The sequence below is a fragment of the Actinoplanes sp. NPDC021490 genome, from assembly GCF_055562135.1.
On record NZ_JBVHFW010000001.1, the window covers coordinates 874,043 to 896,172 of the forward strand.

The 22,130-nt window shown below is 69.2% G+C and carries 22 protein-coding genes, 1 other RNA gene and 1 pseudogene; 17 read left to right on the top strand and 7 right to left on the bottom strand.

Annotated features, from left to right (window positions below):
• The first annotated feature begins 17 nt into the window (after window positions 1-17).
• From mtrB to hpf, 4 genes are all read left to right on the top strand, one after another.
• Window positions 18-1,703 carry an MtrAB system histidine kinase MtrB gene (gene mtrB / locus ACZ3I4_RS04090; RefSeq protein WP_465380338.1) on the top strand — a complete coding sequence of 562 codons (1,686 nt, stop codon included), beginning with the start codon at window positions 18-20 and terminating at the stop codon, window positions 1,701-1,703.
• Complete coding sequence (locus ACZ3I4_RS04095) at window positions 1,703-3,508, top strand: LpqB family beta-propeller domain-containing protein (protein ID WP_465380339.1); 1,806 nt, start codon at window positions 1,703-1,705, stop codon at window positions 3,506-3,508. The genes mtrB and ACZ3I4_RS04095 overlap by 1 nt, the downstream gene beginning before the upstream one ends.
• A 16-nt stretch (window positions 3,509-3,524) precedes the next feature.
• Window positions 3,525-4,313 carry a ComF family protein gene (locus ACZ3I4_RS04100; RefSeq protein WP_465380340.1) on the top strand — a complete coding sequence of 263 codons (789 nt, stop codon included), beginning with the start codon at window positions 3,525-3,527 and terminating at the stop codon, window positions 4,311-4,313.
• A 256-nt stretch (window positions 4,314-4,569) separates the two neighbouring features.
• Entirely contained in the window at window positions 4,570-5,193 is a 624-nt protein-coding gene (hpf, locus tag ACZ3I4_RS04105) for a ribosome hibernation-promoting factor, HPF/YfiA family (protein WP_465380341.1), read from the top strand.
• Here the strand turns inward: hpf and ACZ3I4_RS04110 are convergent, their stop codons facing one another.
• The gene (locus tag ACZ3I4_RS04110) at window positions 5,194-6,327 is read right to left on the bottom strand and encodes a GNAT family N-acetyltransferase (protein ID WP_465380342.1); all 1,134 of its coding nucleotides are present in this window, start codon (window positions 6,325-6,327) and stop codon (window positions 5,194-5,196) included.
• Between the two features lie 163 nt (window positions 6,328-6,490).
• Between ACZ3I4_RS04110 and secA the strand changes: the two genes are divergently transcribed.
• Window positions 6,491-9,409, top strand: coding sequence for a preprotein translocase subunit SecA (gene secA, locus ACZ3I4_RS04115; protein ID WP_465380343.1), 2,919 nt, complete (start codon window positions 6,491-6,493; stop codon window positions 9,407-9,409).
• 116 nt (window positions 9,410-9,525) lie between these two features.
• Here the strand turns inward: secA and ACZ3I4_RS04120 are convergent, their stop codons facing one another.
• From ACZ3I4_RS04120 to ACZ3I4_RS04130, 3 genes are all read right to left on the bottom strand, one after another.
• Entirely contained in the window at window positions 9,526-10,050 is a 525-nt protein-coding gene (locus ACZ3I4_RS04120) for an Rv3235 family protein (protein WP_465380344.1), read from the bottom strand.
• A 175-nt stretch (window positions 10,051-10,225) separates the two neighbouring features.
• Window positions 10,226-10,456 carry a helix-turn-helix transcriptional regulator gene (locus tag ACZ3I4_RS04125; RefSeq protein WP_465380345.1) on the bottom strand — a complete coding sequence of 77 codons (231 nt, stop codon included), beginning with the start codon at window positions 10,454-10,456 and terminating at the stop codon, window positions 10,226-10,228.
• Window positions 10,457-10,505: 49 nt separating this feature from the next.
• Window positions 10,506-10,961: an Lrp/AsnC family transcriptional regulator gene (locus ACZ3I4_RS04130; protein WP_465380346.1), complete on the bottom strand. Its 456-nt coding sequence runs from the start codon at window positions 10,959-10,961 to the stop codon at window positions 10,506-10,508.
• A 94-nt stretch (window positions 10,962-11,055) separates the two neighbouring features.
• On the opposite strand from ACZ3I4_RS04130, the gene ACZ3I4_RS04135 reads away from it, so the two are divergent.
• Together ACZ3I4_RS04135 and ACZ3I4_RS04140 are read left to right on the top strand one after the other, a co-directional pair.
• On the top strand, window positions 11,056-11,571 hold the full coding sequence (locus ACZ3I4_RS04135) for a rhodanese-like domain-containing protein (RefSeq protein ID WP_465380347.1): 516 nt from the start codon (window positions 11,056-11,058) through the stop codon (window positions 11,569-11,571).
• 319 nt (window positions 11,572-11,890) lie between these two features.
• Complete coding sequence (locus tag ACZ3I4_RS04140; RefSeq protein WP_465380460.1) at window positions 11,891-12,352, top strand: DUF6912 family protein; 462 nt, start codon at window positions 11,891-11,893, stop codon at window positions 12,350-12,352.
• On the opposite strand, the gene ACZ3I4_RS04145 is transcribed toward ACZ3I4_RS04140, so the two are convergent.
• Entirely contained in the window at window positions 12,349-13,293 is a 945-nt protein-coding gene (locus ACZ3I4_RS04145; protein ID WP_465380348.1) for a hypothetical protein, read from the bottom strand. The genes ACZ3I4_RS04140 and ACZ3I4_RS04145 overlap by 4 nt on opposite strands.
• A 322-nt stretch (window positions 13,294-13,615) precedes the next feature.
• Between ACZ3I4_RS04145 and ACZ3I4_RS04150 the strand changes: the two genes are divergently transcribed.
• The 10 genes from ACZ3I4_RS04150 to ACZ3I4_RS04195 all read left to right on the top strand — a co-directional run bounded on the left by ACZ3I4_RS04150 (window position 13,616) and on the right by ACZ3I4_RS04195 (window position 21,202).
• The gene (locus ACZ3I4_RS04150; protein ID WP_465380349.1) at window positions 13,616-14,131 is read left to right on the top strand and encodes a PadR family transcriptional regulator; all 516 of its coding nucleotides are present in this window, start codon (window positions 13,616-13,618) and stop codon (window positions 14,129-14,131) included.
• Window positions 14,132-14,192: 61 nt separating this feature from the next.
• On the top strand, window positions 14,193-15,311 hold the full coding sequence (gene prfB / locus ACZ3I4_RS04155; protein ID WP_465380350.1) for a peptide chain release factor 2: 1,119 nt from the start codon (window positions 14,193-14,195) through the stop codon (window positions 15,309-15,311).
• 148 nt (window positions 15,312-15,459) lie between these two features.
• A complete protein-coding gene (gene ftsE / locus ACZ3I4_RS04160) occupies window positions 15,460-16,140 on the top strand; it encodes a cell division ATP-binding protein FtsE (RefSeq protein WP_465380351.1) in 681 nt (226 codons plus the stop codon).
• 59 nt (window positions 16,141-16,199) lie between these two features.
• Window positions 16,200-17,075: a permease-like cell division protein FtsX gene (ftsX, locus tag ACZ3I4_RS04165; protein WP_465380352.1), complete on the top strand. Its 876-nt coding sequence runs from the start codon at window positions 16,200-16,202 to the stop codon at window positions 17,073-17,075.
• 105 nt (window positions 17,076-17,180) lie between these two features.
• Entirely contained in the window at window positions 17,181-18,422 is a 1,242-nt protein-coding gene (locus tag ACZ3I4_RS04170; RefSeq protein ID WP_465380353.1) for a M23 family metallopeptidase, read from the top strand.
• 54 nt (window positions 18,423-18,476) lie between these two features.
• A complete protein-coding gene (smpB, locus tag ACZ3I4_RS04175) occupies window positions 18,477-18,953 on the top strand; it encodes an SsrA-binding protein SmpB (protein ID WP_465380354.1) in 477 nt (158 codons plus the stop codon).
• Between the two features lie 42 nt (window positions 18,954-18,995).
• Window positions 18,996-19,625 carry a cellulose binding domain-containing protein gene (locus ACZ3I4_RS04180; protein ID WP_465380355.1) on the top strand — a complete coding sequence of 210 codons (630 nt, stop codon included), beginning with the start codon at window positions 18,996-18,998 and terminating at the stop codon, window positions 19,623-19,625.
• A gap of 24 nt (window positions 19,626-19,649) precedes the next feature.
• Window positions 19,650-20,026: a transfer-messenger RNA gene (ssrA, locus tag ACZ3I4_RS04185) on the top strand.
• Between the two features lie 190 nt (window positions 20,027-20,216).
• Window positions 20,217-20,723 (top strand): HAMP domain-containing protein, encoded by a 507-nt coding sequence (locus ACZ3I4_RS04190; protein WP_465380356.1) that lies wholly within the window; start codon window positions 20,217-20,219, stop codon window positions 20,721-20,723.
• Window positions 20,648-21,202 carry a hypothetical protein gene (locus ACZ3I4_RS04195; protein ID WP_465380357.1) on the top strand — a complete coding sequence of 185 codons (555 nt, stop codon included), beginning with the start codon at window positions 20,648-20,650 and terminating at the stop codon, window positions 21,200-21,202. Before ACZ3I4_RS04190 ends, ACZ3I4_RS04195 begins: the two co-directional genes overlap by 76 nt.
• Before the next feature lie 59 nt (window positions 21,203-21,261).
• Here ACZ3I4_RS04195 and ACZ3I4_RS04200 read toward each other — a convergent pair.
• Both ACZ3I4_RS04200 and ACZ3I4_RS04205 read right to left on the bottom strand, forming a co-directional pair.
• Window positions 21,262-21,636, bottom strand: a pseudogene (locus tag ACZ3I4_RS04200) (TetR-like C-terminal domain-containing protein); the annotation flags it as partial.
• A gap of 120 nt (window positions 21,637-21,756) precedes the next feature.
• Complete coding sequence (locus ACZ3I4_RS04205; RefSeq protein WP_465380358.1) at window positions 21,757-22,128, bottom strand: GntR family transcriptional regulator; 372 nt, start codon at window positions 22,126-22,128, stop codon at window positions 21,757-21,759.
• Between the last annotated feature and the right edge of the window lie 2 nt (window positions 22,129-22,130).

Sequence of the window (22,130 nt, forward strand, 5' to 3'; positions counted from 1 at the left end):
GCTAACCTTGCCGCGTAATGCGTGCTCCGGCCTGGCTTCCCCTCCCTGTACGCCGCGTCCTGCGGGTCGTGCGGCGATATTGGCGTGTGCTCGTGCGCCGCGTGCAGGTGTGGTCGTCGCCGGCCCGTCGTGCCTGGCGGCGTTCGCTGCAGCTGCGCGTCGTCGCGCTCACCCTCGTCGCGTCCAGCCTGCTGGTCGGCGCGTTCGGCTGGTTCATCGCCGACCGCAGCGCCAAGATCCTGCTGAGCCGGGCGCAGGACGAGGTCCAGGTCTCGATGCGCAACCGGGTGGCGTACGCGGAACAGCAGCTCACCGTGCACCCGCAGGCCCGTGACCCGCGGCTGCCCAAGACGTTCAGCCTGATCGTCAGCCAGCTCACCGACGGTGACCCGGCCGAGTCCGGCGGCTCGGTGGTCTCGATCCGCGCCGAGGACCACCCGGAGCTGCCCCCGGTGACCTCGCCCAACGTCCCCACCGACGAGCTGATCACGCGCGAGCTGATCCACGACGTCGCCGGCGAGGGCAAGGTGGGCCGCCAGATCGTCACCGCCCGGGTCAACGACCGCACCACCAAATATCTGGCCACGGGTTCGCCGGTGCCGACCAGCTTCGGTCACGTCGAGCTCTACTACATGGTGCCGCTGACCACCGAGGACAGCGCGGCCAACCAGATCCGCACGACGGTGCTGGCCACCGGCATCGCGCTGGTCATCATGCTCGGGGTGATCGCGGGCCTGGTCACCCGGCTCGTCGTCACGCCCGTACGGGTGGCCGCCCGCACCGCCCAGCGCCTGTCGGCCGGCCTGCTCGACCAGCGTATGAAGGTCGATGGCGAGGACGACCTGGCCCTGCTGGCCGCCTCGTTCAACCAGATGGCGGCCAACCTGCAGCGCCAGATCGTGCGGCTGGAGGAGTTGTCCCGGCTGCAGCGCCGGTTCACCTCGGACGTGTCGCACGAGTTGCGTACGCCGCTGACCACGGTCCGCATGGCGGCCGACCTGATCTTCGCCGAGCGCGACGAGTTCGATCCGGCCGTGGCCCGCAGCGCCGAGCTGCTCCAGGCCGAACTGGACAGGTTCGAGAGCCTGCTCACCGACCTGCTCGAGATCAGCCGCTTCGACGCCGGGTTCGCCGCTCTCGACGCCGAGCACACCGACCTGGTGCCGATCGTCGAGCGGGTGGCCGACCGCCTGGCCGGCCTGGCCGAGCGGGTCGGTGTCGCGATCGAACTGCGCCTGCCCGACCAGCCGGTGATCGCCGAGGTCGATCCGCGCCGCGTCGAGCGGGTGCTGCGCAACCTGGTCGGCAACGCGGTCGAGCACGGCGAGGCCAAGCCGGTGCAGGTGACGCTGGCCTGCGACGACGCGGCGGTGGCGATCACCGTGCGCGACCACGGCATCGGCCTCAAACCGGGCGAGGAGCGGCTGGTCTTCAACCGGTTCTGGCGGGCCGACCCGTCCCGGGCCCGGCAGACCGGCGGCACCGGTCTGGGCCTGTCGATCAGCGCCGAGGACGCGCGCCTGCACGGCGGCTGGCTCGAGGCCTGGGGCGCGCCGGGCGAGGGCGCCCAGTTCCGGCTCACTCTGCCCGTGCGCTCGGGCGACCGGCTGCTGGCGGCGCCGCTCCCGCTCATCCCGCGGGACCGTGTCCCGGCCCTGTCCGAGGACGGCGAAACCGCCGAGCCGAAGGTCGAGGTGGTCTGATGAAGCGCCTGCTGTGCGTGGCCGCCGTGCTGGCCACCTTGGTGGCCGGCGGCTGTGGCATCCCCGACGAGAGCGACGTGACGATCGTCGACGACGGCCCGTCGGGCGTGCTTACGGACGGTGGCGGCGACGAACCACCGGTGCAGCCCCGGCGGGAGGACACCGACGAGCCGAAGGCGCTGGTCAGCAACTACTTGCAGGCCGCGGCGGGCGATCCCGAGACGGCGGCGGCCCGGGCGAAGGCGTTCCTGGGGCCCGACAAGGCGGCCGGCTTCCCCTCGGGCAACGACATCAAGGTGGTCCACGAGACCGAGGCGTCCCTGCACAGCCCGGGCGAGGCCGAGGTGACGATCAACATTCAGGTGATCGGCACGCTCAAGGCCAACGGCGTCTTCGAGCCGGCCGTCCCGGCCGACCCGCAGAAGTACGACGTGCGGGTGGGCCGGGTGTCCGGCCGGGACGGGCAGTTCATCCTCGACGCTCCGCAGATGCTGATGATGACCGACGTGGCGCTGCAGGAGTACTACTCGCCCCGCACGATCTACTGGTGGAACACGGCGAACACCGGCCTGGTGCCCGACGTGCGCTACATGCCGCTCAGCGTGCCGACCGTGCAGCAGCCGACGACCGTGCTCGGCTGGCTCACCGGCTCGCCGGCGCCCTGGCTCGACGACACGGTGAACGCGCTGCCGCAGGGCACCCAGGCGGCCGACAACGTGCCCGCGATCAGCAACGACACCCTGCAGATCAGCCTCAACGCGCAGGCCGTGCCGCAGGGCAGCGACGCCGGCGCTCTCGATCGCCTGCGGCGGCAGCTGCAATGGTCGATGCGGCCGCTGGTCACCCGCACGATCGAGATCAAGATCGGGCACGACGATCCGGTCCGCACCAGGGACGGCGCCTATCTCGACAGCAACGCGGCGTACGGGCTGGCCGACGTGCCCGAGAGGTTCGCGATCTACGGCTCGTCGATCCGCCGGCTCAAGGACTCGCCGCACTCCACCGACCCTGTGCCGGTGATCAAGCCGGCGGCCAACAAGAACATCACTTCGGCCGCCATGAGTTCGTCCTCCACCCGGGCGTACGCGGCGGTCGTGACCGGCACGGGTGCCGCGCGCCGGCTGCGGGTGGCCCAGGCGCCGCTCGGCGAGCAGGCCGACCTGCTGCAGGTGGGCAAGCTCGAGGGTGATCTCCGCACGCCGGTGTGGGCGCAGACCCCCGACGGCGACGAGCCCGCCGCGGCCGTCGGCCTGATCACGATGGGCGGCCAGATCTACAGCTTCGACGCGACTGGAGCGGCCGCGAGAAAGGTCGAGTGGCAAAATCCGCCGGGCGCGGTCACCGGCCTGTCGGTGGCCCCCGACGGCCACCGCATCGTGCTGGTCAGCGGCGGCCATCTGTATCGCGCGGTGCTCAACACCAGCGGCGACGAGATCACCCTCAGCGACCCGGAAAGGGTGCAACCGCCCGATCTCAAGACGGTGGCCGCGGCCGCCTGGAACAGCGAGACCTCGCTGGCCGTGGCCGGTCTGCGCACCAACGACCGGTTCGCGGTGCTGGATGTGACGGTCGACGGGACGCTGGCGACGACCCGCCTCAACGACATCGGGGCCGAGCCGGTCACCTATCTGACGGCGTACCCGTCCACTCCGGTGAATCCCGAGCGGCTGGCCTCGGAGTGGTACGTGGCCGGCGGCGACGCGTGGGACGTGCTCAGCGAGCCGGTGAAGCTGCTGCCCGAGCATCTGGCCGATGTGACACCGCAGCCCGGCGTCAACCCCACCGCACCCTTCTTCCTCGACTGAGCGGGCGGCGCAGCGCTTGACGGGACTTCTCGGTGATCTCGCCGACCTCGTGCTGCCGGCTCCCTGCGCCGGCTGCGAGGCCGAGCGGGTGCGGCTGACCTTCGGCGTCTGCGCGAGCTGCGCTGCCCGTCTGGAAGCCCTCAGACCGTTCCGTACGGCTCCCGAGCCCCCGCCGCCCGGTCTGCCGCTGTGCGTGGCCGTGGGGACGTACGAGAGCGCTTTGCGGGGCGTGCTGCTCGGCTACAAGGAGAAGGGCCGGCACCGTCTCGCCGGACCGCTCGGCACTCTGCTCGCCACGTCGGTGGCCGTGCTCGCCCCGCGCGGGGCACCGGTGACTCTCGTGCCCGTGCCGTCGACCGCCGCGGCCGCGCGCGAGCGGCACGGCGACCACATGATCCGGCTGGCCGCACAGGCCGTGCGGCGCCTGCGCGCCGCCGGTTGGGACGCCGGCGTCAGTCATCAGCTCGAAGCGTTACCGCGTCTTGACTCTACGTCACTGAGTGTGGCCGGTCGCCGTGCCGCAGCTGAGGATTCGCTGCGAGTTCGGCGGCCTCGAATCGGCGTTCTGCGACGCGCCGCTCCCCGGAAAGGCACGCTGGTGGTAGTCGACGACATCGTCACCACCGGAGCCACTTTGGCCGCGGCGACGGGTCGGCTCGAGGAGGCGAAGATGCAGGTCGCGGGAGCCGCGGTACTTGCCGCCACTCGACTGCGTAGATCAACCGCAGTCGGTTTCGACGGATTACCACCTAGGGGTAGGAAAAAGGTGGAACGTCGGGCATCTGGTATCCCGAACGAGGGGTGACGAGAGAGCATCGGCACGTTAGCGTCTTGGTGACGAGGGTATGAGTGCCGTCTCAACCCGCCTGAGCCGGAGGCGCAGCGTTCCGCGAACCGCCGCACCGGAAAGGAGTCGTCTTCCTCGCGATCGGTAACGCCCTGTGAGTGGCCAAGGGGTCGTCACGGCTTACCGGAAAAGACTTAACGCGTCGCAGTTCGGCGCCCCCGCCGCACCCTTCGCAGGGGCGTCTGCAAAACAGGAACGTTGGGGGAGGTCACGAGTGGACATTGTCGTCAAGGGCCGCAACGTAGAGGTTCCCGACCATTATCGGGAACACGTCGCCGACAAGCTGAGCAAGGTCGAGCGTTACGACCAGAAGCTGATCCGGGCCGACGTCGAGCTGTTCCATGAACGCAATCCGCGCCAGGCCGACACGTGCCAGCGCGTCGAGATCACCGTCATGACCAGAGGCCCGGTCATTCGGGCCGAAGCCTGCGCCAAGGACTTCTACGCAGCTCTGGATCTCGCCATCACCAAGCTCGACGGCCGGCTGCGGCGTTCCGCCGACCGGCGCCGGGTCCATCGGGGGCGTCACACGCCCCGCTCGGTGGCGGCGGCCACCGCCGGCCTGCCCACCGACCTCAGCCTGGCCGCACAGGCGGCCGAGGACACGTCACCGGTAGCCACCGCCCTCGCGGAACACGACGAGGATCAGCCGTGGCGGATCGTACGGGAAAAAGAGCATCCCGCTGACCCGATGACTGTCGACGACGCCCTCTTCCAGATGGAGCTCGTCGGCCACGACTTCTACCTTTTCCTCGACAAGGACAGCGGCCGCCCGAGCGTCGTCTATCGCCGCCGCGGCTACGACTACGGAATCCTGTCGCTGGAGACCACGGGTTAGTCACCCATCAAGCCGAGGGCCTTCGGTCAGAAGGTCCTCGGCGAGGAGGACGAACTGCACGTCGTCGACGCGCGTCCCGTCCGGGCCGGGCAGTCGCGAGCGCAGGAACGCCTCCTGGTGAAATCCCGCCTTCTCGAGCACCCGCTGCGAGCCGGCGTTGGTCGGCATCGCGCCGGCGACGAGCCGGGCCACGTCGGTCTCGGCGAAGACCCACAGCGACAGCAGCTGCGCGGCCCGGGTCGGAAAACCCTTCCCCCGGTACGCGGGCAGCATGCTGTAGCCGATCATGGCCTGCTGCGTGTGCGGGTCCTCGTAGTACAACCCGATGTCGCCCGCCGGCGCACCGGTCGCCGCGTCCTCGATCACCAGATCGGCGCGGGTGCCGGCGAGCCAGTGCGCCTCGGCCCAGAAGCACCGGCGGTGGATGACCTGCGGTGTCGGCGTGACCGGGGGCACGCTGGTGGCTATCACGTCGGGCTGCCCGAGCAGTTCGGCCAGGAAATCCGTGTCGCCGGCGCCGAGCGGGCGCAGGCGCACGACGCCGTCGGTGAGTTCGCCGCCGGGCAGGTCGGGCAGCAGGCGCGGCGGGGGACGGCCGGAGTCCGCGGCGAGCCGGGTGAAGACCACCATGTCCTCGCGGTCGCCGTCGCGGCCGGGCTGCGCGCCCCGGCGTACCCCCTCGCGGGTGTAACCGGCAGCGAGGGCGACTCGTTGACTGATCGGGTTGTCCCAGTGGGTGAGCAGTTCGAGGCGCTGGAGGCCGTGGCTCAGGGCGTGCGCGCTCAGGGACCGCAAGGCGGCCGAGGCGATTCCGCGGCGGCGCGCCCAGGGACCGACCCAGTAACCGACCTCGGCCTGGCCGCGGGCGGGCACCACCTTGTCGAATCCGATGCCGCCGAGAAGTTCGTCGGTCTCCGGGTCGGCAATCGCATACAGCACGCCGCCTTCGGCAAGGGTGGCCACGACGCGCTCGGCGATGTAACGCTCGGCGTGTGCGGTCGTGAAGGGTTCCGGCATCTGTGGGAGGAAGCGTTGCGTGAGCGGATCGTTGAACCCGGCGGCGAGCCCGTCGGCGTCGTCGGCGCGAAACGCCCGGAGGCGTACCCCCGTACCGTTGATCTGTGTGATGGTCACGCCCTCTCCTGTTCCCGGGTCATCCTGCCCGAAGTGCTCCGCTCTCAGCGAACTTGATGCGAAGTTTCACACCATTTGTGCGGTTAACCGGAGGCTCGGGTCACAGCTTCTGCCGAAGGGTGCCTACGATGGTTCGGCAGACTGTCTAGGGGAGCGCTGACCCGTGTCGATATTGGAAAAGGTCCTACGTGCCGGCGAAGGCCGCATGGTGCGCCGGCTCAAAGCGATCGCGGACGCGGTCAATTCGATCGAGGACGACTATGTCGACCTGACCGATGAGGAGTTGCGCGAGTGCACCCAGCAGTTCAAAGAACGCTACGAGGACGGTGAGTCGCTCGACTCGCTGCTGCCCGAAGCGTTCGCGGTGGCCCGTGAGGGCGCCAAGCGGGTGCTCGGCCAGCGGGCTTACGACGTGCAGCTCATGGGTGGTGCGGCGCTGCACTTCGGCAACATTCCCGAGATGAAGACCGGTGAGGGCAAGACCCTGACCGGTGTGTTCCCGGCCTATCTCAACGCGTTGAGTGGCAAGGGCGTGCACATCATCACGGTCAACGACTACCTCGCCCAGCGCGACGCCCACTGGGTCGGCCGGGTGCACGTGTTCCTCGGCCTCACCGTCGGCGTGATCCTGCCGAACCGGCCGTCGGCCGAGCACCGCGAGGCGTACCTGTGTGACATCACGTACGGCACCAACAACGAGTTCGGCTTCGACTACCTGCGCGACAACATGGCGTGGTCGAAGGACGAGCTGGTGCAGCGCGGGCACAACTTCGCGATCGTCGACGAGGTGGACTCGATCCTCATCGACGAGGCACGCACCCCGCTGATCATCTCCGGCCCGGCCGAGCACTCGCAGCGGTGGTACGGCGAGTTCGCCGCGATCGTCGGCCGGCTTCAGCGCGGCAAGGACGGCGAGGGCGACTACGAGGTCGACGAGGCCAAGCGCACCGTCTCGATCACCGAGCGCGGTGTCGGCCGGGTCGAGGACCGCCTGGGCATCGACAACCTCTACGAGTCGGTGAACACCCCGCTGGTGGGCTACCTGAACAACGCCATCAAGGCCAAGGAGCTCTACAAGCGCGACAAGGACTACATCGTCGACGAGGGCGGCGAAGTCCTCATCGTCGACGAGTTCACCGGTCGCATCCTGCACGGCCGCCGCTACAACGAGGGCATGCACCAGGCCATCGAGGCCAAGGAGGGCGTGGAGGTCAAGCAGGAGAACCAGACCCTGGCCACCATCACGCTGCAGAACTACTTCCGGCTCTACGAGAAGCTCGGCGGCATGACCGGTACGGCGCAGACCGAGGCCGGCGAGTTCAACAAGGTCTACAAGGTCGGCGTCGTGAGCATCCCGACCCACCGGCCGATGATCCGCATCGACCACCCGGATGTCATCTACAAGACCGAGAAGGCCAAGTTCGACGCGGTCATCGAGGACATCGCCGAGCGGCACGCCACCGGCCAGCCCGTTCTCGTCGGCACGGTCTCGGTGGAAAACTCTGAGATCCTCTCGCAGTTGCTGCGCCGCCGGGGCATCCCGCACAGCGTGCTGAACGCGAAGTTCCACGCGCAGGAAGCCACGATCATCGCGCAGGCCGGCCGCAAGGGCGGGGTCACGGTCGCCACCAACATGGCCGGCCGCGGCACCGACATCCTGCTCGGCGGCAACCCCGAGTTCCTGGCGGCCAACGAGCTCGCCCAGCGCGGCCTCGACCCGGAGGAGAACCCGGAGGAGTACGCGAAGGCGCTCGAAGAGGTCCTCCCGGTGTGGAAGGACGCCTGCGAGGAAGAGGCGGCCGAGGTTCAGGCCGCCGGCGGGCTCTACGTCCTGGGCACCGAGCGGCACGACTCCCGCCGCATCGACAACCAGCTGCGCGGTCGTTCCGGCCGGCAGGGCGACCCGGGCGAGTCCCGGTTCTACCTGTCGCTGCAGGACGACCTGATGAAGCGGTTCCGCGCGGGCGCCGTCGAGGCCGTCATGGAGCGGTTCAACATCCCGGACGACGTGCCGATCGAGTCCAAGATGGTGACCCGGCAGATCCGCAGCGCCCAGACCCAGATCGAGGGTCAGAACGCCGAGATCCGCAAGAACGTCCTCAAGTACGACGAGGTCATGAACAAGCAGCGCCAGGTGATCTACGCCGAGCGCAAGCGGGTTCTCGACGGCGAGGACATGCACGACCAGGTCGAAAACATGATCGGCGACGTGGTCAGCGACTACGTGCTGGCGGCGACCGGCGAGGGCTACGCCGAGGACTGGGATCTCGAGCAGCTCTGGACCAACCTCAAGCGGCTCTACCCGGTCACGGTCACGATCGACGACCTGCTCGAGGAGGTCGGCGGCGAGCGGCAGGCTCTCGACCAGGAGTTCCTGACCGCGCAGCTGAAGAAGGACGCCGAAGGGTCGTACGCGGCCCGCGAGGAGGAGCTCGGGGCCGAGGCCCTGCGCGAGCTCGAGCGTCAGGTGCTGCTCAGCGTCATCGACCGCAAGTGGCGCGAGCACCTCTACGAGATGGACTACCTGCAGGAAGGCATCAACCTGCGGGCGTACGCCCAGCGCGACCCGGTCGTGGAGTACCAGCGCGAGGGCTTCGACATGTTCAACCAGATGATGGAGGGCATCAAGGAGGAGGCGGTCGGGTTCCTGTTCAACCTGGAGGTCCAGGTGCAGGAGCAGCCGACGGTCACCGTCGACCCGAGCAAGGCAGTGCCCCTGCCGGCCGGTGGCGTGATGACCTCCGACGACTCCGACAACGAGGCCGACTCCGACCGGGTCGAGGTGCGGGCCAAGGGCCTCGGCGGCGAGGGCCGTCCGCGGAACCTGCAGTACACCGCGCCGGCCATCGACGGTGAGGCGGGCGAGGGTTCCCCGGTGATCCAGCGCGACCAGCAGCAGCAGGCTCCGGCGCTGGGCATCGGCCCGGGCGGCTCCCCGGTGCCGGCCGGTCCGGCGCACACGGGCCGCCGGTCGGCCCAGGTCGGGCAGGCCGAGTCCAACGGCCCGTCGCGCAACGCGCCGTGCTACTGCGGCTCGGGCAAGAAGTACAAGCGCTGCCACGGAGCTCCCGGAGCAGCCTGATAGTTCCTCGGCCAAAGCCCGCCTGCGAGCCTGCAGGCGGGCTTTCGCTTTGGCTTTTGCTTGGCCCGGGACGCCCACTGCCGGGCGTGGTCGGCAGGCGCCCCGGGAGTCTTCGGTCAGATGAGCCGCAGGGCGGTGGCGCGCCACGCGTCCTCGTGCAGCTCCAGCCGCAGCGCCAACGCCCACGTGCGTTCGCCGGTGAGCAGCGCCACCGCGGCCTCCACGGCGCCTGGGCGCGGCTCGCACAGGCGCACGTGGATGACGGCGACGGGGGAGGCCCGGTGCTGTTTTCGGCGCCCCCGGCGTAGGTCGGCGACCCGATGCGCGGCCGCCATGCCCTGGGCCACGACCGCCGACGCCTCCATCGGGCGCGAGAGCCGGCGCAGGTGGGCGGCCGGACGATGACCGTTGAGCACCTCGACACACGTCTGCACGAAGCGCCGCACGGCGTGCTTGGCGTCCGTCGAGGCCCCGGCGATCGGCGAGTGCCGCGGCATCGGCGGTGGTTCCTCGCCCGGGACGGCCGGCTCGTGCGCCGACGGCCAGTTGAGGGCGAGCTGCTGGGCCGTGGCCCAGACGGTGGGCTCCAGCTCGTCGTCGAAGGGTGGCTCGCAGCGCGGGGTGGGACGAAGGCTGATCACGGACTGGGGCCCGGTTCGGGTTGCCTCGAGCGTCCTTTGCATCGCCACATCGCCTCGATTCCTTCGTTTGCCTTCGTTTGCCTGTGACAGCGATTCTGAAGAAGGCGCGCTCGGGCGGTCAACGTGGACGGAGATCGATCTGGACCAGGCGGGAAGACGGATGAATCGGGCGCGGCTATTCGGGATCCGGCGCGTTCAGCGGATTCTGTGCCACCCAGGCGGCCGTCTCCGCGTACTTCTCCTCGATGTACTGCTCGAGGCGGGCGCGCTCGACACGCCACTGGCCGCGGCCACCGATCTTGATCGCGGGCAGTTCGCCGCTGCGCACCATGTGGTAGACCTGCGACTCTGAGACGTTCAGCTCGGTGGCGACGTCGGGCAACGGGAGGAAGCGCGGCTCGGCCATGATCGTTCCTCCTCGTGATCGCGTACGGTTGCCTCAGTTTGCCACCGTTTCACTGCGGCGGCGCGATCGCCCGCCCAGTGAGTGGGCTCGAGTAGACCACGCTGGTGGTGACCGCACCCAGACCCGAGATGCGCCCGGTGACCTCCTCGAGGTGGCGCATCGAGCGGGTCAGAACCTTGAGCACGAAGCAGTCGTCGCCGGTGACGTGGTGCGCCTCGACGATCTCGGGAGTCGAGTCGAGCAACGCGTGGAACGGCCGATAGTTACCGGTCGGGTATCGAAGGCGAACGAAGGCCATCACGTGCAGACCGAGCCGTTCGGGATCGAGCGCCGCCCGGTAGCCCGCGATCACGCCGGCCTCCTCGAGCCGCCGGATCCGCTCCGCGACGGCGCTGGGAGACATCGCAACGGCACGGGCGAGTTCGGCGTACGACGAGCGGCCGTCCTTCTGCAGCTCGCTCAGCAACTGCCAGTCCGTCCGGTCCAGCGCGAAATCCGTGGTCATGCCGGTCATCTAAGCGCCTTTCCCCGGCCGTACGCCAGCAGCGCCGGGGAATGACCATGTATCGCCGGGGCTCGCCCACCTAGCGTGATGTGCCATGACTTCCTTTTTCGAGGCGCTGCTCACTTTCCAGACCGACGTGGCCGACGTCCGTACGGCCATGGCGAGCGGGGAGCCCGGGTTCGTGCTCCTCGACTCGCGGTCACGGGCATCCTGGGACCAGGCCCACATCGCCGGTGCGCTGCACCTGCCGACCGCCGACATCCCGGCCCGCGCGGCCGAGCTCCTCGACCCGGCCGTGCCCGTGGTGACGTACTGCTGGGGCCCGGGATGCAACGGCGCCACCCGGGCTGCGCTCGCTCTGTCGCGGGCGGGCTACCAGGTCAAGGAGATGATCGGCGGCATCGAGTACTGGATTCGCGAGGGCTTCCCCGTACGCACCCCGGCCGGCGACGTCGCCGCCCCGGCCGACCCGCGCGTGGCCCCCGCCGGGCCCCTCACGGTCGCGGCCGCCCTGAACTTCGCCCCGGCCGCTCTGAGCTTCGCCCCCGCCGCGCTGGCCGCTGCAGCCACAGGCGACGGTCCGGCCACGCCCGACGCGTGCGGTTGCTGATTGCCCCGCCTGCTTGCTCTGCCTGCGCGCCTGTCCGCCTGTCGCGGAATCCTGATCTTTTCGGAGTGCCGCCGCCTCCCCCGCCCACCCAAGGGAAAAGCGCGCTGACCCTACTGCGCGGGAGGGGGAGGCGTCGGGTTATCCACAGTCCAGGGTTATCCACAGGGGCGGCGACCCGGCGAGGCACGATTCGGACACGCCTGGTGGAATGGGCCTTCCCGGCGCCGCCTCGGCGGTGTACTACGGGGACGGTCCAACCGCAGGAGGAGATGTGCCGATCACCGAGCTGGTCCGGGTCTACGTGCCGGCCACCGTGCCGATGCTGGCCGCCCTGCGCGCCGACGGGCATCTGGGGGCCGGGCCGGTGGAGGCGCACGCCGTCACTCCCGCGCTCCGCGAGTGGTATGCGGAGGGCGACGAGGAGGAGCTGGAGTACGTCGCCTTCACCCGGGCCGCCCAGGGCGCGCTCCACCTGCTTCGCCTCGACCCGAAGGCGCCGCGCCGGCGCGTCGTGGTCTCGGCCGACGTGCCGTCCACGGCGCTGGTTCGCGAGGATGTCGAACTCGGCTCGAGCACCGTCCGGCTTCCACAGCCTGTGTCGATCAAGGAGGTCGCCGCGATTTACGTCGACGGGGCGGATGCCTCCGAGGCGGTGGCGGCGGCAGCCGAGGTGGTCGACGAGGCGGCCGCGGGCGATCCCGACGCGCAGTTCACCGTCGACAGCGCCGAGGATCACGAGTTGGAGTGGTACGCGGTGACCGAGCTGGACGAGCTGATCTAGCCGGCGCTCGACGGATGGGCCTCCGCCTCGTCGTCCTCCGGAGCGGGGCTGATCGTGCGGCCCACGGCGATCGTCGCGCTGATCGCGCCGACGAACAGGACGATCAGGGCGCTGTTGAGCCGGGCCCCGCTGAGCATCTGCTGCACCACGAGTTCGAGCTCGCTGACCCGCCCGGCCAGATCGAGGACCCGGTTGCCCGCCGTACGCGTGAGGATCTCGCCGATCACGAGCAGCAGGCCCGCTCCAGCGCCGGCCAGCCCGTAGAGCGGCCACGGCACGTCCAGCCCGTCCGACTTGCGGCGGTCGCGGCGCAGCACCAGGTAGGACACCACACCCGCGGCGAGACCGCTGAGCACGCCCTGACCGTACGAGATCCACTGGTTCGCATCGGCCCGGGAGCTCGCCGAGCCGGAGCTGAGGGCGTCGAGCAGCGGGCCCTGGAACAGGTTGAGCACGAAGCCGACGGCGAAGACCACCACGGAGGCCCAGCCGACCGCGTTCACCACCCGGGGGATGCGGAACCCGGCCAGAGCCCCGCCGATCGTCGCGGCCGCGGCCACCGTCCCGCCGACCACCGCGTACAGCCAGCCCTCGGTGTTGATCGTGATGATGGTCAGCGCGCCGAGCACGCCGATGAGCAGGCCGCTGCCGGTGGTGATGGCGAACCGGGTGGTGGCGCCGAGCTCGCCGCGCCGGCTCAGCAGGGCCAGGACCGCGAGGGCCACGGTGGACCCGGTGACAAGGCTGGCCGAGATGGCGCCGGGCAACGCGTACGCCGTGGAGGTCACTTCCATCTCGGCCTCGGCCCGGCCGGTGATGGTGGCCCGCGCCGACCACAGCATGGCGCCCATCCAGATGAGAGTGAGGGCGGCCAGCAGGAACCCGTTCGACGAGGCGGCAGCGGCCGGTTTGGGGGCCGGTGCGACCTCCTGTTCAGACATGAGGCTCAGGGTACGCGGCTCGCCCGCGGGGCCGGACGGGCCCTGAGACGGCAAAACGGAGTCGATTGTCGTATTTGTTGGGAACGTAGGCGTTCCGGAGCAGCTGTCTGTCCCAGTTTCGACCGTTTCCTGCCCGGCATCGCCGTCTGACCGTTTGGCTAGGGCCATTTTAGCTGGTCAAGACCCAGATTTTCGGCAGAACGCGCCGTCTCGACCCTCGTGGTCGGACTGTCTGTGCGGGACAGTCGCTTGTGGAGACGCAAACTGGACGGATCGGGCGAAATCCTGGACGTCGGCGCGACAAAGTGGCAGCTTAGAAGGCATGCCCGACTCTCAAATCAATCCCACGGCTGCCGCTCTGCTCGGCCTGCTTCACGAGGGGCCGATGACCGGCGGTCAGCTTATGGCGGCTGCCGAACGCCGCCTCGGGCCATACTGGTCGATGACGCGGAGCCAGGTCTACCGCGAATTGCCGGTTCTCGCCGAAATGGGATACGTCCGTCTCGGCAAGCCCGGTCCCAGATCCAGCCAGCCCTACGCCATCACCGCCGCCGGCAAGCGAGCCTTCAGCCGGTGGCTTGCCGAGCCGGCCGGCCGGGACGCCCTGCGCAACCCGATCGCGCTGCGGGTCGCCTTCGGCGAGCAACACAGCGGCAATCAGCTGCAAACCCTGTACACCGGGGCCAGTGAGTACCATTCCGAGGCCATGGCGATGGCCAAGGAGCAGGCGAAGGAAGCGAAGAAGGCGGGCGACCAGTACGGCGCCGCGGCCCTCGAGTTCGCCGTTGCCTATCACAAGGCCGCGCTCAGCTGGCTCAAGATCGCTCCGGCCGGCTGACGACTGACACTGTGCCCGCCCCGACCAGCTATCTGGCCGGGGCGGCGTAGTCTTGACTGTCGTGACTGCTGCCGACTATCCCGAGCAACTCAAGACACTCGACGCCACCCTGCGCAACATCGAGAACGTCCTGGACGTCGACAAGCTGCGACGGGACAAGGCGGATCTCGAGGAGCAGGCCTCCGCGCCGGACCTGTGGGACGACCAGGCCCGCGCGCAAGAGGTCAACAGTCGCCTCTCCTATATCTCCGGTGAGATCAGCAAGCTGGAGCGCCTGCGCTCGCGGCTCGACGACACCAGCACCCTTCTCGAACTTTCCCAGTCCGAGGACGACGCCGATTCCCTCGAAGAGGTCGGCCAGGAACTCGTGGGCCTGACCAAGGCGGTCGAGGAGATGGAGGTGCGCACCCTGCTGTCCGGTGAATACGACTCCCGCGAGGCAGTGGTGGCCATCCGGGCCGGCGCCGGCGGCGTGGACGCGGCCGACTTCGCCGAGATGCTCATGCGGATGTACCTGCGCTGGGCGGAGCGGCACGGCTATCCCACCGAGGTGTACGAGACGTCCTACGCCGAGGAGGCCGGGCTCAAGTCGGCCACCTTTGCGGTCAAGGTCCCGTACGCCTATGGGACCTTGAGTGTGGAATCGGGCACTCACCGGCTGGTGCGGATCAGCCCGTTCGACAACCAGGGCCGCCGCCAGACGAGCTTCGCCGGTGTCGAGGTGATGCCCGTGGTCGCGCAGACCGACCACATCGACATTCCGGACAACGAGCTCCGCACCGACGTCTACCGTTCGTCGGGTCCTGGTGGACAGAGCGTTAACACCACCGACTCCGCTGTGCGCCTCACGCACATTCCGACGGGCATCGTCGTCACGTGCCAGAACGAAAAGTCGCAACTTCAGAACAAGGCCTCGGCCATGCGCGTGCTCCAGGCCCGGCTGCTCGAGCGCAAGCGCCAGGAGGAGGAGGCCAAGATGGCCGGCCTCAAGCACGACACCACCGGATCCTGGGGCGACCAGATGCGCTCGTACGTGCTGCACCCCTATCAGATGGTCAAGGATCTGCGCACTGAGCAGGAGACGGGCAACCCGACGAACGTTTTCGACGGCGACCTCGACGATTTCATCCAGGCCGGCATCCGGTGGCGCAAGCAGACCGAGAAGGCCGCTTCGGCGTAACGTCCGGCAAGATCGTTTACGGACGGCGACGGCCCCCGGACGAACGGTGGGCCGGCGCCGCCCGGCGGCCAGGTTTCTTCACCAGATGCGCAGAATGGCGGACCCGGCGGGGTTGGCGTTTTCGTTACACCGCGTAGACTCCGTTCCCGTGATTCAGCTCGAGAACGTGACGAAGACGTACCCCAAGGCGTCTCGCCCGTCGCTGGACGAGGTCAGCGTCGGGATCGAGAAGGGTGAGTTCGTCTTCTTCATCGGCCCCTCCGGTTCCGGCAAGTCGACGATCATCAAGCTTCTCCTGCACGAGGTCGCTCCGACCCAGGGCAAGGTGATGGTCAACGCCAAGGACGTGACCTCGATCCGCTCCTGGAAGATTCCCCACTTCCGCCGCTCGATCGGCTGCGTGTTCCAGGACTTCCGCCTGCTGCCCAACCGCACCGCGTACGAGAACGTGGCCTTCGCCCTGGAGGTCATCGGCAAGACCAAGGCCGTGTCCCGGCGGGTCGTGCCCGAGGTTCTCGAGCTGGTCGGCCTGGGTGGCAAGGAGCACCGCTACCCGCACGAGCTCTCCGGTGGTGAGCAGCAGCGTGTCGCGGTTGCCCGGGCTTTCGTCAACCGCCCGCTGATCCTGCTGGCCGACGAGCCCACCGGAAACCTCGACCCCGACACGTCGATCGAGATCATGCGACTGCTCGACCGGATCAACCGGACCGGCACGACGGTCGTGATGGTCACGCACGACTCCAACATCGTCAACCAGATGCGCCGGCGCGTCATCGAGATCGAGAGTGGCCGCATCGTGCGCGACCAGGCTCGCGGCGTCTACGGCTGAGCTCCGCCTCCACCCCCGACTGAAGAAGAATTGCGCGGAGTCCCGGAAGGAACCCCCCGATGCGCTTGAAGTACGTCCTCAACGAGGTCCTGGTGGGCCTGTGGCGAAACGTCACGATGACGGTCGCCATGATCATCACCATGTCGGTCTCGCTGACCATGCTGGGCGCTAGCGTGCTGCTGTATATGCAGGTCGACCAGATGAAGAACTACTACTACGGCGAGATCGAGGTCTCGATCTTCCTGCGCACGGACGTCACCGACGGCCAGCGTCAGCAGATCGAATCGGCGATCGCGTCCAACCCCCTGGTCGCCGACCGCACGTACGAGACTCGCGAGCAGGCGCTGGAGCGGTTCAAGCAGCTCTGGAAGGACTCGCCCGAGTTCGTCAACTCGGTCGGCCCGAACAGCCTGCCCGAGTCGTTCCGGGTGAAGCTGAAGAATCCCGAGACGTACAAGACCTTCACCGATCAGATGAAGGGCATGCAGGGGATCCAGGACATCATCGACCAGCGTGCGCTGCTCGACCGCGTGTTCAACATCTTCAACGCCATCCAGGTCGGTGCGCTGGTGGTCGCGGGGGTGATGGCGTTGGCCGCGCTGCTCCTCGTGGGAAACACCATCCAGGTCGCCGCGTACAGCAAGCGGCGCGAGGTCGCCGTCATGAAGCTGGTGGGTGCGTCGAACTGGTTCATCCAGGCGCCGTTCGTGCTCGAGGCGGTGGTCGCCGGTCTCATCGGCGCGCTGCTGGGCTTCGTCGCCCTGTTCATCAGCAAGATCGTGCTGTTCGACAACAAGCTTCAGGCGCTCACGACCATCCTGACGCCGATCGACAACGGCAACGTGTGGCTTATGCTGCCGCTGCTCGCCGGCGTCGGCGCCCTGGTCAGCGCGGTCACCGCCTGGGTGACGCTGCGCTTCTACCTGAAGGTCTGACGCCCGCGCCGCTGAACTCACACCACGGCCGCATCCTCCACGCGAGGATGCGGCCGTTGGGCGTTTTAGGAGTTAAGACCGGTTAGGGCGCGTTACGGTGCTCTCGTGTGGTCCAAACGCCGACATAGCCGGAAGAGTGCCCTTCTGCTGGTTTGCGCTGCCCTGCTCCTCGCGCCACACCCGGCCCGGGCCGACCCGGGCGACGACGCCGCCAAGCGCGCCGGCCGGGCCGTGCAGCGCGCCGAGGCCGTCCTCGAACACGCCACCGACGTCGCCCGCGCGGCCGCCCGGCGGCTCGAGACGGCAACGGCTGCGATGCCCGCCGCGCAGAAGAAGGTCGCCACCTCACGCGGGGCGGTGGCCGCCGCACTGGCCGCCTCCAAGACGGCCGACCGCAAGGCCAAGGCGGCCCGGGAGGCGTACGCGAAGGTCGCTGGGCGTTTCCAGAACGCGCGGGACCAGGTCTCGGCCGCTCGCGACCGGGTCGACGAGATCGCCACCGCCACCTACATGGGCAGCGACATCGTGCGGCTCAACGTGCTCGTCGACGCGAGCGGCCCGGCCGACATGATGGACCGGCTCAGCATCGTCGACCAGATCATGCGCAGCCAGCAGCGGGACGTCGCCGTGCTGGTGGAGGCGCGGCGCGAGGCCCGTACGGAACAGGACCGGGCCGGACTGGCCAAGCGCGCCGCCGAGGACGCCGAGGCCGACGCCCGCGACCGCCTGAACGCCGCGCGATCCGCCCAGGCCGCCGCCGTACAGGCCCGCGAGGCCCTCGCCCAGCTGGCCCGGACCCGGGCGGCCGCGCTCCAGTCGGCCAACGCCCAGCGCGCGACCGTGCTCGCCCAGTATCGGGCGGCCAAGGCCGAGGAGGCCCGGATCGAGGCGGCCCTGCGCGGCTACTCGGCCAAGTCCGGCGAAGGCCGGTACGGCGGTGGCCGGCTGCTCATGCCGGTCAACGGCTGGAAATCCAGCGACTACGGATGGCGATACGACCCGTACTACCGGGTGTGGCAACTGCACGCCGGCATGGACATCGCGGCGGGCGGCGGCACCCCCATCCGCGCGGCCGCCGCGGGCCGCGTGATCCGGGCCGGCTGGGCCGGCGGCTACGGCCGCTACACCTGCATCAGCCACGGACGGATCAGCGGCGTCGGCTTCCAGACCTGCTACGGCCATCAATCGGCGTTCCTCGTCGACGTCGGCGAGCACGTACGCCGCGGCGAGGTCATCGGGCTGGTCGGCACAACTGGCGCCTCCACCGGCAACCATCTGCACTTCGAGACCCGCTTCAACGGATCGCCTCGCAATCCGCTGAACTATCTGCCGCCCTGTCTGTGTTGAACCCCGAGTAACATTGCGGCGTTCCATCACTCATTCACAGGGGGTTCCGGCGACATGCCACGCGAACAAGGTCGCAAGGTCGTCGCCTCCAACCGCAAGGCCTACCACGACTACGCCGTCTCCGACACGTACGAGGCGGGCATGGTGCTCACCGGCACCGAGGTCAAGTCGTTGCGGGCCGGGCGGGCCTCGCTGGTCGACGCGTTCGGCCACGAGCACAACGGCGAGATCTTCCTCCACGGGATGCACATCCCGGAATACACCCAGGGCACCTGGACCAACCACGAGCCTCGGCGCGTACGCAAGCTGCTGCTGAACCGCGAAGAGATCGCCAAGATGCGCAACAAGCTGCGCGACGACGGCGTGACGCTGGTGCCCCTCCAGGTCTATTTCCACAACGGGTACGCCAAGGTCGAAATCGGCCTGGCCAAGGGCAAGAAGAGCTACGACAAGCGCCAGGACCTGGCCAGTCGTGACGCCCAGAAGGAGATCAACCGCTCCCTCGGCCGGCGTGCCAAGGGCATGGGCTGACAGGTAGTCTTCCCCGCCGGCTCATTTGGGGGAGGACGCAAGTTGGCAGCCAAGCACTCCGTCCGCGTGTTCGGGACGGCCAGGTTCATCCTCAGTTTCGCCGTCGCGATCCTGGTGCTCCTGGTCGTCTGGATCGCGGCGCGGGCCGTCGGGCCGGCCGAGGCGTCCAAGGCCCCCACAGTGGTGCTGCCGTCCGTGACCCGGGCCACCCTCGCGCCGCCCTCGCCTGTGGTTGCGCCCACGCCGTCCGCTTCCCCATCCCGTACGCCGTCTCCCGAGCGCACCACCACCAAGCCGGCCCCGCGTCGCACCTCCAAGCCCGCGGTGACCAAGACGACGAAGCCACCCGCCCCTCGGGTCGACATCGAAGCCACGCTCACGGTCGGCGCAAGCTGGGACGAGGGCTACGTCGCGGCCGTCCGGGTCGTCAACGAGGGCGACCGCCCCGTCGAGTGGCAGGTCACGGTCAGCCACTCCGGCCTGCGCAACCTCTCGCTGCGCGGCGTGTGGAACGCCCGCGGGAATCAACAGGGCGACAGCATCGTTTTCAAGGGCGGAACGCTGGCCCCCGGCGCCCGCGCCTCGTTCGGCTTCCAGACGTCGGCGAGCGCCCGGGGCAAGGTCCGCCCGTCGGGCTGTAATGCCTTGGGCGGTTCCTGCAGCGTCAGGTAGGATGGCACAGTTGTGTTTTGACCAGGGGGTGACTGGTTTCGACTTCGAATGTGGAGACAGGGGAAGCGAGCCGAGGAAGCCGACGTCGTCTCGAGAATCGGTCGTCGGAAAACAATAAGCGCCGATACTAAGCGCAACGATTTCGCACTCGCCGCCTGAGGCGAGTAGCTAAATCTGTCGGACCGGGAGTACCTCCGTCCCGGATTTCCGGCATCAGCTAGGAGGTTGGCCAACAGGTCCCGGTCGCGGGGACCTTGCGGCGAGATTAATCAGCGACTGGGCCCGTCACAGGAACTTGCTCACGTGATTCCAGGGGCCGAGTAGAGGCACAGTGAGCTGCGCTCGGAGAAGCCCTGACAAAGCGACGAAGGACCCGGGTTCGATTCCCGGCACCTCCACGGTATGGCGGCCCCCTGTTCGCGGAAAGCGCGAACAGGGGGCCGTTTCGGTATTCCGGCTCAGGGGGCCGAGCCCCCTGAAACCCCACGGTGCGGCGTGTTGCGCTTGGTGGGTGGTCGGCCTGCGCAGCGCTCGCTTCTCAGTGGAGCTAGAGCGCTTCAGCTGCCGACAAGACCATCGGACGTCAATGCGATGACCGAGAGCGAGAAGGCGGTCTTCGCCAAGCTGGGGCCGGCCTGGGACGACTTCTTTCGGTGGGATGACACCGTCATGGGCTGGCTGGCGCAGGACACCCGGTCGGCGCGGGCCAAGGCGATGGCCGGCATCAACGGCGGTGATGCGCCCACCTCGTACGGTGTGGTGCTCGACATCACGGCGGAGTTGGAGAAGTCGGTCGACGGCCGGGTGACGGCATTGCAGGCCGAAGTGGAGCGGGTGCGTGACACCGGCGTACGGGTGCTCGGTGGTGCGCTGTTTCTTGCCGTGTTGCTTGCCGTGATCATGGGCGTGTTGGTGACGCGTTCCGTGGTCCGGCCGCTGGCTGTCGTCGTCGGCGCCCTCAACCGGCTGGCGGGCGGCGACCTCACTACCCGGGTCGGACTGCGCCGCAAGGACGAGCTGGGGTGCTCGGTGAGGCGCTCGACCGGACCGCGGCGTCCCTCGGCGGCACCGTTGCCGCCATCAACGGGCACGCCGTGACGCTGGCCGACGCGGCGAAGGGACTGGCGGAAGTGTCCGCGCAGATTGACGCTTCGAGCACGGCGACCGACGCGCGGGCCGAGGTTGTCTCGCACGCCGCCGCGAATGTGTCCCGCAACGTTCGTACGCTGAAAGCCGGCAGCTCTGAGATGACACTCGCCATCGAAGAGATCGCCAAGGGGGCCGGCGAGGCGGCGGGGGTCGCGGTCGACGGGATCGGCAACTTGGTGAGGCGGATCAGCGACCTGCAGACGGTGATCGCGGCCGCGGTCGAGGAGCAGACCGCGACGGCCGGCGAGATGGGTCGCAGCGTCGCCGAGGTGGCCGACAGCAGCTCCGAGATCGCGACGAACATCGCCGGTGTGGCGTCGTCGGCGGGAGTCACGGCGTCGGCGGTCGCGGCTTCCCGGCGTAGCACCGACGATCTGGCCCGCACGAGCGAGGAACTGCGGGCGCTGGTCGTCGGCTTCCAGGTCTGAACGGGCCGGCGGCTCACCGCGCCGGTAAGTGGAGGGGCGGCGAGCACGACGTCGTCCACCACCGAGACGAAGAAGTCTCGACGCACCGGTCCGCGGCCGGCGCTCAGGCGGTGCGTACTCATCGCGGGGATCACCTCGGCCAGGACCGGGACGCTCGCCGCGAAGTTGGCGGAGACCTCGCCCCTGTCGATCGCGCGGTGCAGCAGGCGGCGGTAGACCTCGACGTACGGGTCGATCACTTCCGTGCGTACGGCGTCGGCCAGCCGCTGCGACGTGCGGGTGGCCGGGACCAGGCCGGCGAAGATCGCGAGTCGCCGGTCGGGTCCGCCGAGCCACGGAGAGTCGACCATCGCCAGCAGGTCCGATCGGAGGGAGCCGAGATCCGGCAGCTGATCGGATTCCGGTGGCCGGCCGGCGGCTCGGAGCGCGGCCAGGACGAGGTCCTCTTTCGTCGCCCATCTGCGGTAGAGCGTGGTTTTGGCTTTGCCGGTGCAAGCGGCGAACCTCGGGCGGACCTGGTCCCCGCGGCCTTCGGCGGCACACGCTGAACTCGTTCAGCTGGCCTCGGGAACGCCCCGGGTCAGCGCCGCCTGGACGATGCGGACGGCCTCGGTGGTGTCGATGCCGATTGCGGCGATGACGGCGGCGTACTCGGCGGCGGCGCGGCGGGCGCGTTCGCGTCCCTGCTCGCCGGCCGCGGACACGAAGGAGCCGGCCGCGCCGCGGGTCTCGATCAGCCCCGCCTCCTCCAACTCCCGGTAGGCCCGGCCGACCGTGTTGACCGCCAAGCCGAGGTCCGCGGCCAGGCGGCGGATGGTCGGCAGCCGAGTGCCCACGGCCAGCGTGCGTTCCTGGATCTGCCCGGCCAGCTGGGCGCGGAGTTGCTCGAACGGCGGGACGGGCGAGGCCGAGTCGATGACGATCATGC